Source organism: Thetidibacter halocola (assembly GCF_018224955.1).
Taxonomy (GTDB): domain Bacteria; phylum Pseudomonadota; class Alphaproteobacteria; order Rhodobacterales; family Rhodobacteraceae; genus Thetidibacter; species Thetidibacter halocola.
In genome coordinates, this window is the sequence record NZ_JAGTUU010000005.1 from 342,460 (window position 1) to 356,136 (window position 13,677).

At 67.7% G+C, this 13,677-nt stretch carries 13 protein-coding genes; 8 read left to right on the forward strand and 5 right to left on the reverse strand.

Features of this window, described 5'->3' with window-relative positions; all coding sequences use genetic code 11:
* Positions 1-58 precede the first annotated feature (58 nt).
* The 4 genes from KB874_RS14365 (at position 59) to KB874_RS14380 (ending at position 4,277) form a co-directional block, all read left to right on the forward strand.
* On the forward strand, positions 59-2,092 hold the full coding sequence (locus KB874_RS14365; RefSeq protein ID WP_212537228.1) for an NADH:flavin oxidoreductase: 2,034 nt from the start codon (positions 59-61) through the stop codon (positions 2,090-2,092).
* 191 nt (positions 2,093-2,283) lie between these two features.
* Complete coding sequence (locus KB874_RS14370; RefSeq protein ID WP_212537229.1) at positions 2,284-2,733, forward strand: YtoQ family protein; 450 nt, start codon at positions 2,284-2,286, stop codon at positions 2,731-2,733.
* Positions 2,734-2,856: 123 nt separating this feature from the next.
* Positions 2,857-3,285 carry a large conductance mechanosensitive channel protein MscL gene (gene mscL, locus KB874_RS14375; protein ID WP_212537230.1) on the forward strand — a complete coding sequence of 143 codons (429 nt, stop codon included), beginning with the start codon at positions 2,857-2,859 and terminating at the stop codon, positions 3,283-3,285.
* Between the two features lie 104 nt (positions 3,286-3,389).
* On the forward strand, positions 3,390-4,277 hold the full coding sequence (locus tag KB874_RS14380) for a cation diffusion facilitator family transporter (RefSeq protein WP_212537231.1): 888 nt from the start codon (positions 3,390-3,392) through the stop codon (positions 4,275-4,277).
* 120 nt (positions 4,278-4,397) lie between these two features.
* Here KB874_RS14380 and ald read toward each other — a convergent pair whose 3' ends face one another.
* Positions 4,398-5,531, reverse strand: coding sequence for an alanine dehydrogenase (ald, locus tag KB874_RS14385; protein WP_212537232.1), 1,134 nt, complete (start codon positions 5,529-5,531; stop codon positions 4,398-4,400).
* A gap of 135 nt (positions 5,532-5,666) precedes the next feature.
* Here ald and KB874_RS14390 point away from each other — a divergent pair, with 135 nt between their 5' ends.
* The 4 genes from KB874_RS14390 to KB874_RS14405 all read left to right on the forward strand — a co-directional run bounded on the left by KB874_RS14390 (position 5,667) and on the right by KB874_RS14405 (position 8,957).
* On the forward strand, positions 5,667-6,125 hold the full coding sequence (locus tag KB874_RS14390; protein WP_212537233.1) for an Lrp/AsnC family transcriptional regulator: 459 nt from the start codon (positions 5,667-5,669) through the stop codon (positions 6,123-6,125).
* Positions 6,126-6,182: 57 nt separating this feature from the next.
* Complete coding sequence (locus KB874_RS14395; RefSeq protein ID WP_212537234.1) at positions 6,183-7,766, forward strand: GMC family oxidoreductase; 1,584 nt, start codon at positions 6,183-6,185, stop codon at positions 7,764-7,766.
* A 126-nt stretch (positions 7,767-7,892) separates the two neighbouring features.
* On the forward strand, positions 7,893-8,489 hold the full coding sequence (locus KB874_RS14400) for an EF-hand domain-containing protein (RefSeq protein WP_212537235.1): 597 nt from the start codon (positions 7,893-7,895) through the stop codon (positions 8,487-8,489).
* A gap of 108 nt (positions 8,490-8,597) precedes the next feature.
* Positions 8,598-8,957: a penta-EF hand family protein gene (locus tag KB874_RS14405; RefSeq protein ID WP_212537236.1), complete on the forward strand. Its 360-nt coding sequence runs from the start codon at positions 8,598-8,600 to the stop codon at positions 8,955-8,957.
* Between the two features lie 60 nt (positions 8,958-9,017).
* On the opposite strand, the gene ccoS is transcribed toward KB874_RS14405, so the two are convergent.
* From ccoS to ccoG, 4 genes are read right to left on the reverse strand one after another with little or no spacing between them, the layout of a single operon-like run.
* Positions 9,018-9,179, reverse strand: coding sequence for a cbb3-type cytochrome oxidase assembly protein CcoS (gene ccoS / locus KB874_RS14410; protein WP_212537237.1), 162 nt, complete (start codon positions 9,177-9,179; stop codon positions 9,018-9,020).
* A gap of 5 nt (positions 9,180-9,184) precedes the next feature.
* Positions 9,185-11,365 carry a heavy metal translocating P-type ATPase gene (locus tag KB874_RS14415; RefSeq protein WP_212537238.1) on the reverse strand — a complete coding sequence of 727 codons (2,181 nt, stop codon included), beginning with the start codon at positions 11,363-11,365 and terminating at the stop codon, positions 9,185-9,187.
* Between the two features lie 4 nt (positions 11,366-11,369).
* On the reverse strand, positions 11,370-11,831 hold the full coding sequence (locus KB874_RS14420) for a FixH family protein (protein ID WP_212537239.1): 462 nt from the start codon (positions 11,829-11,831) through the stop codon (positions 11,370-11,372).
* Positions 11,831-13,258, reverse strand: coding sequence for a cytochrome c oxidase accessory protein CcoG (ccoG, locus tag KB874_RS14425; protein WP_212537240.1), 1,428 nt, complete (start codon positions 13,256-13,258; stop codon positions 11,831-11,833). The genes KB874_RS14420 and ccoG overlap by 1 nt, the downstream gene beginning before the upstream one ends.
* Between the last annotated feature and the right edge of the window lie 419 nt (positions 13,259-13,677).

The window sequence follows — 13,677 nt, forward strand, 5'->3', positions numbered from 1 at the left end:
AACGGGTTGGCGGGCCCGGCACAGGCACGCCAAGGTCAGGGGAAACACAGGACGCATCATGGCCACCGATCCGCTGTTCCAGCCGTTCCAGCTTCGTCACCTTGGCATCCGCAACCGGATGCTCTCGACCGCGCATGAGCCCGCCTATACCGAGGACGGGCTGCCGAAGGAGCGCTATCGCCTCTACCACGTGGAAAAGGCGAAGGGCGGCATCGGCATGACGATGATCGGTGGGTCGGCCGTCGTGTCCCGAGACAGCCCTGCCGTCTTCGGCAACATCCTGCTCTACAAGGACGAATCCGTGCGCTGGCTGGCGGAACTGGCCGAGGCGGTGCATCAGCACGACACGGCCGTGATGATCCAGATCACCCACCTTGGCCGCCGCAACAACTGGGATATCGGCGACTGGCTGCCGGTCATGGCGCCGTCCCACACGCGCGAACCGGCCCACCGCGCCTATGCCAAGGCGATGGAGGACTGGGACATCGCCCGCGTCATCCGCGACTATGCCGATGCCGCCGAACGGGTGCAGGCGGCCGGGCTCGACGGGATCGAGATCGAGATGTATGGCCACCTGATCGACCAGTTCTGGTCTCCCCTGACCAACCGGCGCGACGACGATTACGGCGGCAGCCTCGAGAACCGGATGCGCTTCGGCACCGAGGTGCTCCAGGCGATCCGCGACCGCGTGGGCCCGGATTTCATTGTCGGCGCCCGGCTGGTCTGCGACGAGGACCTGGCCCGCGGCCTCACCGCCGAGCAGGGGACAGAGATCGCGCAGCGCCTGGCGCAAGGCGGGCAGGTCGATTTCCTGAACGTGATCCGTGGTCATATCGACCGCGCCGCGGGACTTGCGCGGGTGATCCCCGGCATGGGCGCGGCCTCCAGCCCGCACCTGGACTTCGCCGGTCGCATCCGCGCCGCCACCGGCCTGCCGACATTTCACGCCGCGCGTGTGCAGGACGTGGCGACCGCGCGGCATGCCATCGAAAGCGGCAAGCTCGACATGGTCGGCATGACCCGCGCCCACATGGCCGAGCCGCATATCATGGCCAAGGTCGCCCGCGGCGAGGAACACCGCATCCGCCCCTGCATCGGCATGGGCTATTGCATCGACTCGATCTATGCCGGGCAGGCGGCCTGCATCCACAATGCCGCCACAGGGCGCGAGGCGACGATCCCGCACGTCCTGCCGAAGGCGCCTGAACGCCGAAAGGTCGTCGTCGTGGGCGCCGGTCCCGGCGGGCTCGAAGCAGCGCGCGTCGCGGGCGAACGTGGCCATGCCGTGACCGTGTTCGAGGCCGCCCCGCGCGCCGGCGGCCAGGTCCTGCTCGCCGGTGCCGTTCCGCGCCGGCGCGAGATCCTGGGCCTCATCGACTGGCGGCTCGACGAATGCGCCCGCCACGGTGTCACCTTCCACTACGACAGTTGGGCCGAATCGGACGACGTGCTGGCCGAGAATCCGGATATCGTGGTGATCGCCACCGGCGGCATGCCCGATCCCGATTTCCTGCTCTCCGGAGCCGATCTCGCGGTCAGTTCCTGGGACATCCTTTCCGGCGCGATCAAGCCCGGGCGCGAGGTGATCCTGTTCGACGACAGCGCCGGTCATGCGGGCCTGACCTGCGCCGAGGCGCTGGCCGGGCAGGGGGCAAGGCTCGACTATGTCACGCCCGAACGTGCGCTGGGTCCGCTGGTCGGCGACACCAGCTTTCCGCCCTATGCCGCGATGCTGAACCGGGCCGAGGCGCGGATCACGCTGAACCTGCGGCTGGAACGGGTGGAACGCGCCGGCAACCGGGTCCGCGCGGTCTTCCAGGACGACTACACGCGGCAGGAGGTCACCCGCGAGGCCGACCAGGTCGTGTGGGAGGCTGGCGTGCAGCCGCTCGACGATCTCTACCACGCGTTGAAACCGCTCTCGCGCAACCTGGGCGAGGTCGACCAGCGCGCCCTCGTCGCCCATGCCCCGCAGGATGTGACGCGCAACCCCGAGGGGCGATTTACCCTGTTCCGCATCGGCGACGCGGTGGCCAGCCGCAACATCCACGCCGCGATCTACGACGCCGTCCGGCTGCTCAAGGACGCCTGAAACCGTCCCGTGCCTGCCCGCATCCCTTCATCTTGCCGGAAAAACTCCGGGGGGTGGGCCGCAGGCCCGCGGGGGCAGAGCCCCCTCTGCGGCTTGCCATCCCCGCGCCCATGCATATCTTGAGGGGAAGAAAAGGGCCGCTCGACGGGGCGGCCCTAGTCTATTGCGAAAGACAAGAAGGAGAGAGCGCGATGGGACTGAGGGTCTACCTGTCCGGAGAAATCCACACCGACTGGCGCGAGCGCATCACCGAGGGCGCGCAGGGGCTCGACATCAGCTTCGACAGCCCGGTAACCGACCACGCGGCATCCGACGATTGCGGTGTCGCCATCCTCGGGGCCGAGCCGGACAAGTTCTGGCATGACCGCAAGGGCGCCATGGTCAACGCGATCCGCACCCGCAAGGGAATCGAGGAGGCCGACGTGGTCGTCGTGCGCTTCGGCGAGCAATACAAGCAGTGGAACGCGGCCTTCGATGCGGGCTATGCCGCCGCGCTGGGCAAGTCCATCGTCACCCTGCATCCCCCCGAGCATGACCACGCCCTCAAGGAAGTCGATGCCGCCGCCCTCGCCATGGCGCGGACCCCCGAACAGGTGGTCGCGATCCTGCGTTACGTCCTGACCGGCACGCTGCCCGGCTGATCCCCCGCCGCTGGGCCATTGGGCCCGGCGGCCGAATTCGTTTTGTTTTCCCGCGTCGCCGTTGTTCAATCTCGGCAGGGTCGCCCGCAACGACGGGACCGGCCAAAGCAGAGGGGAACAGTCATGCTCAACGAGTTCAAGCAGTTCATTGCCAAGGGCAATGTCATGGACATGGCGGTCGGCATCATCGTCGGCGCCGCCTTTACCGCGATCGTCACATCGCTGGTGGGGGACATCATCAACCCGGTCATCGCCCTGTTCACCGGCGGGATCGATTTCTCGGGCTGGTTCTACACGCTGGACGGCTCGGTGCATGCATCGCTGGCCGCCGCGCAAGAGGCGGGCGCGCCGGTCTTTGCGATCGGCAGCTTCATCATGGCGATCATAAACTTCCTGATCATCGCCTTCGTCGTCTTCCTTCTGGTGAAGATGGTGAACCGGCTCAAGGACGCGGCGATACGCGAGGAGGCCAAGGCCGAGGCGCCCGCGGCACCGCCCGGCCCGACAGAGCTGGAGGTGCTGCTCGAAATCCGCGACGCGCTGCGCAAGTGATCCGGCGGTCTCCGGCCGATCCCGGACCGGTCGATTGCAGGGCGGGGTTTTACCCCGGCCTTCTTCTTCGCTAAAGCGGGCGGGACAGCCGGACGGAGCCGCCCATGACCAACGCCCTGACCCTTGCCAAGGCCAGCATCGCGATCGGCCTGCTGGTGTTGGGGATCAAGACGCTGGCCTGGTGGATCACCGGATCGGTTGCGCTGCTGTCGGACGCGCTGGAGAGCATCGTCAACGTGGCCACCGCCGTCGCGGCCCTGCTGGCCCTGCGTGTCGCGGCGCAACCCGCCGACGACAACCATCCCTACGGCCATCACAAGGCCGAGTATTTCTCGGCCGTGCTCGAAGGGGTTCTGATTGTCATCGCGGCGCTGCTTATCCTGCATTCCGCTGCGCGCGGGCTGCTGAACCCGCAGCCGATCGAGGCGCCCTTTACCGGCCTGGGCATCAACCTGATCGCCGGGGCGATCAACGGATGGTGGTGTTTCGTCCTGATCCGCGCCGGGCGGCGGCTGTCCTCTCCCGCGCTGTCGGCCGATGGGCGGCACCTGCTCAGCGACGTGGTTTCGTCGCTCGGTGTTACCGTGGGCGTGGCGGCGGCGGTCTGGACCGGCTGGCTGTGGCTCGATCCGGTGCTGGCCGCGCTGGTGGCAGTCAACATCCTCTGGTCGGGTTGGCAGGTGATCCGGGGATCGGTCGGCGGACTGATGGACGAAAGCGTGCCCACATCCGACCTCGAGACCGTGCGCGCGCTGATCCTGTCGCACGCCGAGGGCGCGATAGAGGCGCATGATCTGCGTGCCCGCCATGCGGGGGCTGCGACATTCGTCGAATTTCACCTGGTCGTGCCCGAGGACATGACCGTCCTGGTCGCGCATGAGATCTGCGACCGGATCGAGGCGGCGCTGAAAGCCAGGATCGACAATTGCACCGTGACGATCCATGTCGAGCCCCGCCACAAGGCGAAACCCGACGAGGCGCTGGTGATCTGAGCCAGCTGCCTTGGCGATGGCGAGGGGCTCTGCCCCGCCTCGCTGCGCTTGGCCTCCGCGGGATATCCGGTGCCGGAAGAAACGGGCCGGACGCGCCTGTCGGGGCGCCCGGCGCCGGTGTCAGGCCGCTTTCGGCGCCTGGCGCAAAACGGTTTCCGCGTCTGTGACCTTCAGGCCTTGGGCCTCGCCCACCGCCGCGATGGTCAGCTTGCCCGCATGGACGTTCAGGCCTGCCAGCAGGTGGCGGTCCTCGGTGCAGGCGCGCGCCCAGCCCTTGTCGGCCAGGGCCAGCATGTAGGGCATGGTCGCGTTGCCCAGCGCCAGGGTCGAGGTGCGGGCCACGGCACCGGGCATGTTGGCGACGCAGTAATGCACGATCCCGTCGACGGTGTAGATCGGGTCCTGGTGGGTGGTGGCGCGCGACGTCTCGAAGCACCCGCCCTGGTCGATGGCGACATCCACCACCACGGCGCCGGGTTTCATCCCGGAGAGCTGCGCGCGGCTGACCAGCTTGGGCGCGGCGGCGCCGGGGATCAGCACCGCGCCAATCACCATGTCGGATTGCGCTACCAGTTCGGCGGTGTTGCCGGCGCTGGCGTAGCGGGTCCGGAAGACACCGCCGAAGGCTTCGTCGAGCTGTCGCAGGCGGGGCAGCGAGCGGTCGAGCACGGTTACGTCCGCGCCCATCCCGGCGGCGATGCGGGCCGCATGGGTGCCGACCACGCCGCCGCCGATCACCGTGACCTGCGCCGGGCCCACGCCCGGAACGCCGCCCAGCAGCACGCCGCGTCCACCATTGGCCTTTTGCAGCGCCCAGGCGCCCATCTGCGGCGCCAGTCGTCCCGCCACCTCGGACATCGGTGCCAGCAGCGGCAGCCCGCCGCGCTCGTCCGTCACGGTTTCGTAGGCGATGGCGGTCACGCCGCTGTCGAGCAGGTCGCGGGTCTGCTCCGGGTCAGGGGCGAGGTGCAGGTAAGTGAACAGCAACTGGCCCTCGCGCAGGCGCTTGCGCTCGGCGGACTGGGGTTCCTTGACCTTCACGATCATGTCGGCGCGGGCAAAGACCTCGTCTGCGGTGTCGACGATCTCGGCGCCGGCGGCGCGGTAATCGTCGTCGGCGAACCCGGAGCCTGTGCCGGCACCGGCCTGCACGACCACCGAATGGCCGTGTCGGACGAGCTCCTGAGCGGCGTTGGGGGTCAGGCCCACGCGGAATTCCTGGGGTTTGATCTCGGTCGGGCATCCGATCAGCATGGCGCATCCTCCTCTTGCTTGCGCGGATCATAGCGCGAACCGCGTGCAATTTGCTTGCAGACAGGTGGCGCGTGGACGGATATTCGGCGAAGCCTCTGCGATGAATTGGGCGATTATGGAAAGGATCTTCGAGGAATGACGCCAGATGAGACCGATCTTCGGATTCTGCGCGCCCTTCAGAGGCGCGGGCGCATGTCCAATGCCGACCTGTCAGAGGCGGTGAACCTGTCGCCTTCGGCCTGCCACCGGAGGGTGCAGCGGCTGGAATCCGAAGGGTTCATCCGGGACTATGTCGCGCTGCTGGATGCGCGCAAGATGGGTCTGCCCACCACCGTGTTCGTCGAGATCACGCTGAGCGCGCAGGCTGACGACGTGCTCGAGGCCTTCGAGAAGGCGGTGGCGCGGGTGCCGGCGGTGCTGGAATGCCACCTGATGGCCGGGACGGCGGATTACATCCTCAAGGTCATCGCCGCCGATACCGAGGATTTCGCCCGCATCCACCGCCAATACCTGACCCGCCTGCCGGGGGTGGCGCAGATGCAGTCGAGTTTCGCCCTGCGCACCGTGTTCAAGACCACGGCGCTGCCGGTCTGACCCGATTGCGCCCGTCCGCCCGCTGGGCCATTGTCGCGCCGCAAGAGGGGGATGGCCATGGCGGACTGGGATCACATCATTGTCGGGGCGGGCAGCGCGGGCTGCGTGCTGGCCAAGCGGCTGACCGAGGCGGGGCGGCGGGTGCTGTTGCTCGAGGCCGGGGGGCGCGACAATTACCACTGGATCCACATCCCGATGGGGTATCTCTACTGCATCGGAAATCCGCGCGCCGACTGGGGCTTTCGCACGGCGTCGGAGGCCGGGCTGAACGGGCGCTCGCTGCTTTACCCGCGCGGCAAGGTGCTGGGCGGCTGTTCCTCGATCAACGGCATGCTCTACCTGCGCGGGCAGGCCGCGGATTACGACGGCTGGCGACAGCGGGGCTTGCCCGGTTGGGGCTGGGACGACGTGCTGCCCTATTTCAAGCGCTCTGAGGATTACGTCGAGGGCGAGAGCGAATTCCACGGCGAAGGCGGCGAATGGCGGGTGGAAAACCAGCGCCTGCACTGGGACGTGCTGGATCACTGGATGGAGGCGGCGGTCAATGCCGGCCTGCCGCGCGTGACGGATTTCAACACCGGTGACAACGAGGGCGTGGGCTATTTCCGCGTCAACCAGCGCTCGGGCTGGCGGATGAACACGGCCAAGGCGTTTCTGCGCACCAACGGCGGCGAGGGCGTGAAGGTCGAGACGCAGGCGCATGTGACGGGCCTGATCTTCGACGGCGCGAAGGTCGTGGGCGTGCGCTGGCTGCGCGACAACGCCCCGCAGGAGGCACGCTGCGGCGGTGAGGTTATCCTCAGCGCGGGGGCCATCGGCACGCCGCATATCCTGCAACTCTCGGGCCTGGGGCCGGCCGGTCTGCTGAAAGAGCACGGGATCGCTGTTCGGGCCGACCTGCCAGGGGTGGGCGCGAACCTTCAGGACCATCTGCAACTGCGCTGCTCCTGGCGGCTCAAGGACGCGCACACGCTGAACACGCTGGCCAATTCGTGGATCGGCAAGGCGAAGATCGCCGCCGAATATGCGCTGAAACGCACGGGGCCGATGTCGATGGCGCCGTCGCAATTGGGCGCTTTCGCCAGGTCGCGCGACGGACTGGCGACGGCGGACCTGGAATACCACGTGCAGCCGCTTTCGCTGGATGCCTTCGGCCAGCCGCTGCACGACTATCCGGCGATCACCGCCAGCGTCTGCAATCTGCGTCCCGAAAGCCGGGGCAGCGTCACGCTGCAATCGCCCGATCCGCGCGCCGCGCCGAAAATCGCGCCGAACTACCTGTCGACGCCCGGCGACCGGCGGGTTGCGGCGGATGCGATCCGGCTGACCCGGCGCATCATGGAACAGGCGCCGATGGCGCGCTACGCGCCGCAGGAGATCAAGCCGGGCAACGCGTTCCAGACCGATGAAGAACTGGCGCGCGCGGCGGGCGATATCGGCACCACGATCTTTCACCCCGTCAGCACCGTGCGCATGGGCCCCGAGGACGACGCGCCGCTGGACGGCGCGCTGCGGATGAAGGGCGTGCCGGGTCTGCGGGTCGTGGATGCCAGCGTCATGCCCACGATCACCAGCGGCAACACCAACGCGCCGACGATCATGATCGCGGAAAAGGCCGGCGACCTCATTCTGGGTGCCTGACTCGGCGGAACGGCGCCATGATTGCCTGGGTCGGGCGGCTGGCCATCGATAATCCGGGCATGGTCTGCCATCCTGTTGCCACATCGCTTCGATACGCTTCGGCGCGAGGGAAAGAGGAGGTCCACCATGAAACCAGCGTGTTTCGCCATCGTGATCGCCGCGGGTCTTGCATCCGGCCCGGCGTTTGCCGCGACGTTCAGCGAACTCGATACCGACGGAAACGGTCGTCTGAGCGTCGAGGAATTCACTGAAGCGTTCGGCGAAGGCGGGCAAGAGGCCTTTGACAGCTACGATGCCAATGGGGACGGCAGCGTCTCGCTGAACGAGGTCCGGGCGAACGCCGACGCCTCCGGGACCGAAGAGGATGGCGACGGCGGCGTGACCTTCGGCGACCTCGACACCAATGGCGACGGCGTGATCGACAAGGGCGAGATGATCGACCATTTCGGCGCCCGTGCGCAGCAGGCGCTGGCCAAGTTCGACGCGAACGGGGACGGCTACGTGACGCTGAACGAGGTCCGCTCGTCAGACGACCCCAAGGGCGCACGCGGTCGCGGCGGGCTGGACCGTGCGGAACGCGACGGGGATCGTGCCGGCAATCGCGGCGGGCAGGGCAACGGCAAGGGCAACAGTGGTGACCGTGGCAATGGCGGCGATCGCGGCAACAGCGGAAATGGCGGCGACCGTGGCAACGGCGGCGGCAATGGCAAGGATCGCGGCTGATCCAGCGACTGACGCAAGGCCATAAAACCGGCCCGCGCGCGGCTTCGGCGCTGACGGGGCGCATGTTCCGTGCAAGACTGGCAGCGACTCGTGAAAAGGAGGCTGCCCATGTTCGCCATCAAGGTCCTGACCCTGTCTGCCGCGCTCTTGACCGGCCCCGCCCTGGCCAGTGACGGTGTGCCCCCGCTGGTCACGGGCCATGTCCCGTTCAGCGCCTACGAGGGCGGTGTGCCGCAGGGCGTTAAACCCGGCCTGCGGCAGTATGGGTTTCGCGCTGTCGACACCAACCGAAACGGCTTCTGGGATCATCCCGAGATCGTCGCAGCCTTCGGCAAGGGGGCACTCGATGCGCTGATGACCTTCGACGGCAATGGCGATGGCCGGATCAGCCTGCTGGAACTGCGGGCCCATGACGACGGCGGCACCGGCGGGCCAGACGGCATCCTCAAGGAGCGGGTTCGCGGCTAGGCGCGACCTCCGTCCCTTCGGGCCGGGCGATCCTTCTTCCGGCGCAGGCCGCCGGCGGCCTCAGTCCTGCTTGGGCCGGTCGTCGTATTCGCCCGACAGGATGCGGCGGGCGTCACCCTCGGGGTCGTCATACTGGTTCGACCGGATGGTGAAGACGAAGAACACCAGCCCCAGCCCTCCAAGGACAAGCGAGATCGGGATCAGGTAGGTCAGGATGTTCACTTGGCTTACCTCACGCGGAGCGCATTGAGCGACACGGTAATCGAACTGATCGACATGGCCAGGGCGGCGATCAGCGGCGAGCAGAGGCCCGCCACCGCCAGCGGCACGGCGATCACGTTATACCAGGACGCGATTGTGAAGTTCTCGGTGATGCGCTTGCGCGCCTTGCGGGCGGTGCGCAGCGCGTCGGGGATCGGCGCCAGGCTGGAGCCCAGCAGCACGATATCGGATGCGACGCGCGCCGCGTCCAGCGCCGAGGCGGGCGAGATCGAGGCATGGGCGGCCCGCAGCGCGGCGGTATCGTTCAGTCCGTCGCCCACCATCAGCACATGCGCGCCCTCGGCCGACATCTGCGCGATCCGGCTGGCCTTGTCGGCGGGCAGCGCCTCGGCCAGCCACTGGGTGATGCCCAAACGGGTCGCCATCGCCTCGACGGCGGGGGCGGTGTCGCCCGACATCAGGATCACGCGCAGGCCAGCGTCGCGCAGCGCGGCGACCGCCACTTCGGCGCCGTCCCGCAGCCGGTCGGTAAAGGTCAGCGCACGGGGGGCGTCCTCGGCGATGCGCAGCCAGGCGGCGGTCTGCGCCAGGTCCTGTCCGCCGACCCACGACGCGCGGCCCAGCCGAACCACTTGGCCCTGCCAGCGGCCCTCTGCGCCATAGCCCGGCACCTCGCGGATTGCCTCGACCGTCTCGGGGCGAATGCCGGCGGCCTGCGCCGCCTCGACCAGTGCGCGGGACAGCGGGTGGCTGGAGCCCATGGCCAGCGCCAGCGCAACACGCGACTCCTCGGGAGAGAGCGCGTCGAGATTGGTCAGCACGGGCGTCCCGGCGGTCAGTGTGCCGGTCTTGTCGAAAACCACGGTATCGACCTGTGCCAGCCTTTCCAGAGCGGTCGCGTCCTTTATCAGCAGCCCCTTGCGGAACAGCCGCCCGCTGGCCGCTGTCGTCACGGCAGGCACGGCAAGGCCCAACGCGCAGGGGCAGGTGATGATGAGTACGGCGGCGGCAATGTTCAGCGCGACGCGCAGGTCCCCCGCATAGAGATACCAGCCCACGAAGGACAGCGCGGCCAGGATATGCACGCCCGGCGCGTAGAGTTTCGCCGCGCGATCAGCCAGCGCGGTATAGCGGGAGCGGCCCGACTCGGCGATGGCCACCAGGTCGGCCATGCGGTGCAGCGAGGTGTCGCGGCCCACGGCGGTCGCGCGAACGGTCAGCGGCCCGGTCAGGTTGACCTCGCCCGCGCTGACCGTGCGGCCCGGCTCTGCCAGCACCGGCAGCGTCTCGCCGGTCAGCAGCGAGCGGTCCAGTTCCGACGTGCCCTCGACGATCTCGCCATCGACCGGCATCCGCCCGCCGGGGCGCACGCGGATCAGATCGCCAACGCGCAACTCGGCCACGGAGACCTGCTCCTCGCCCGTCCCGGTGACGCGCCAGGCGCGCGGCACCTCGAGCGCGGCCAGTTCCTCGGCCGCGGAGCGCGCCACGCTGCGCGTCCGGTGGTCCAGGTAGCGGCCCGTGAGCAGGAAGAAGGTCAGCGCGATGGCAGCGTCAAAATAGGCGTGCTCGCCCGACAGTGAGGTTTCCCAGAGCGAGGTGCCCACCGCCAGCAGGATCGCAAGGCTGATCGGCACGTCCATGTTCAGGTGGCGCGCGCGCAGCGCGGTCCAGGCGTTGCGGAAGAAAGGCTGCGCCGAAAAGGCCACGGCCGGCAGCACGATCAGCGCGGAAATCCAGTGGAACAGGTCACGTGTCGCGCCTTCGGCTCCCGACCAGACCGCGATGGACAGAAGCATCACGTTCATCGAGGCGAAACCCGCCACTGCCAGCCGCATCAGCAGGTCGCGTCCGGCACGGTCGGTCTGCGTGGCGCTGAGCGCAGTGGAATCCAGTTCATGCGCCTCGTAACCCGCGGCCTCGACCACGGGGATCACGTCCTGCGCGGTCACGTCCGCATCGGCCTCGATGCTGACGCGCTTCATCGTCAGGTTGACGCGGGCCGAGTGCACGCCCGGCGCACCCTTCAGCGCGCGTTCGACCGTGGCCATGCAGGCGGCGCAATGGATCGTCGGCAGGCTGAGGACGATATGGGCGTCCTTCGGCACCTCGGCCAGCGCCTGTGCGGCCGGGGCGGCGGCGCAGGCGGGGCAGGCAGAGACGGGCGGGCGGATCGAGGCGGTCATGGAGTCACTTCCTGACGGATATTTGCAGGCGCTGCTCGAACGGGGTGCCGTCGAGCGCGGTGGCTTGCAGCCAGATATCCCAGTTGCCGGGGCGCAGATCCTCGCGGGCGACATAAGCGGTGCCGTCATAGGCGAAGTCCGGCACGCGATCCTCGCTGGTGTTGGTGGGGCGGCCCACCGTCGCCTTCAGAGTCCCGGCCTGGACAGGGCGGCCTTCGGCATCGGTGATGGACAGCATCAGGCGGCCTTCTTCGAGCCGCGCCGCGACTTGCCAGCCCAGCGCCAACTGCGCGGCGCGGCGGGTGTCGAAGGTCTGGCTGGCAACGTAGGAGTTCTTGACTTCGAGCCCCGGAAAGGTCCGCACCGCCGAGACCGCCAGCAGCACGTTCACCCCGATGATGACCGCAAAGGCGCCGCCGAAAATGCCCAGGACATGCCAGCCGGTCAGCTTGAATTCGCGCGTCATCAGTTCGTCCTTCCGTTGAAGATGGTGTCGTTATAGGCGTGATCGCCGTTGGTCAGATCCTCGACCCAGAAGCGGAACGGCGTCCGCTCCCCCTCGGCCGGCTCGGAGTCCTTCGGCGCTATCACGTAGACCTTTTGCAGGAAGGTCTCGTTGGCGGGCACGGTCACCGTTTCATAGGGCGTGCCCTCGAGCCGGACGCGCAGCGCGGGATGGCCTTTCAGCGTGATGCGGAAGGGGCGGTCCTCGCCGTGCTTGTTCAGCAGGCGCACGTCGTAGGTGTTACGGATCGACCCGTCCGACAGGGTGACGAAGGTCGGGTTGCGCACCGGGGCGACCGTCATCTCGATCTCGGGACGGATGAACAGCGCAAACACCAGGCCGATTCCGACCGCCGCCCAGAGCCCGGTGTAAAGCATGGTGCGCAGGCGGAAGACATGCTGCCAGATCGGGCGGGGCACATTGCCCTGACGCTCGCGCGGCTCGTCCGACAGGGCAAGATAGTCGATCAGGCCGCGCGGCTTGCCGATCTTGGCCATGACGTCGTCGCAGGCGTCGATGCAAAGTGCGCAGGTGATGCATTCCAGCTGCTGGCCGTCGCGGATGTCGATGCCCATCGGGCAGACGTTCACGCAGGCCATGCAGTCGATGCAGTCGCCCAGCTGCTCTGCGCCTTCGCCCTTGCGGTGCTTGCCGCGCGGCTCGCCGCGCCATTCGCGGTAACCGACGGTCAGCGTGTCCTCGTCCATCATGGCGGCCTGGATGCGCGGCCAGGGGCAGGCATAGATGCAGATCTGTTCGCGCGCGAAGCCGCCGAAGATGAAGGTGGTCAGCGTCAGGATCAGCATCGTCGTGTAGGCGACCGGATGCGCCTGTCCGGTGACGAGATCGCGCAGCAGCGTCGGCGCGTCGGCAAAGTAGAAGACCCAGGCACCGCCGGTGGCCAGCCCGATCAGGAACCACAGCGTCCACTTGGTCAGTCGCAGCCGCGCCTTGGTGAAGTCCATCTTCTTCTGGCGGTGCAGGCGCAGGCGGGCGTTGCGGTCGCCCTCGACCCAGCGTTCCACCAGGATGTAGAGGTCGGTCCAGACGGTCTGCGGGCAGGTATAGCCGCACCAGACCCGGCCCAGCGCCGAGGTGAACAGGAACAGACCCAGCCCTGCCATGATGAGCAGGCCCGCGACGAAGTAGAATTCATGCGGCCAGATCTCGATCCAGAAGAAGAAGAAGCGCCGGTTGGCGAGGTCGATCAGCACCGCCTGGTCCGGCAGCTGCGGGCCGCGATCCCAGCGAATCCACGGGGTGACGTAGTAGATCCCAAGCGTCACGATCATGATGATCCACTTGAGATTGCGGAACTTTCCGCTGACCCGGCGGGGAAAGATCGGTTCGCGCGCGGCGTAGAGGCTGGGAGGGGTCGTATCGGACACGAGGGAATCGCTCCTGAAAAGGATTGTCTTGAATGTCTGTCTGGACCGGGGGAGGCGCCGGCTCCTTGACCTGCATCAAATACTGAATCCTGCATTCAGCTTTTGCGGCCTCACGTCGCAGCAAGGCCTTTGGCGGGGGGGGGGGCGGATCAGGGTACGGGGGGCAGATGGGAATGGAAAGGCGCCGATGCCTCGGGAAACGCGCGAACAGGACGAGGCATCGGCGCAGCACCCCCCGCTTGCGCGAGGTGTTCCATTTCTCCGACGATGGGGAGGGGCCGCACCGCCGATGAACATATAATCGCACGCCGCAGCGCGCGAATCCTTGACCTGAATCAACCGGGCAAAAAAATATTTCCGTTTTTGCATGTGTCCCGTGCCTCGCTGTCAGCCTTGGCCGGGCCCGGAAACGAAAAAGG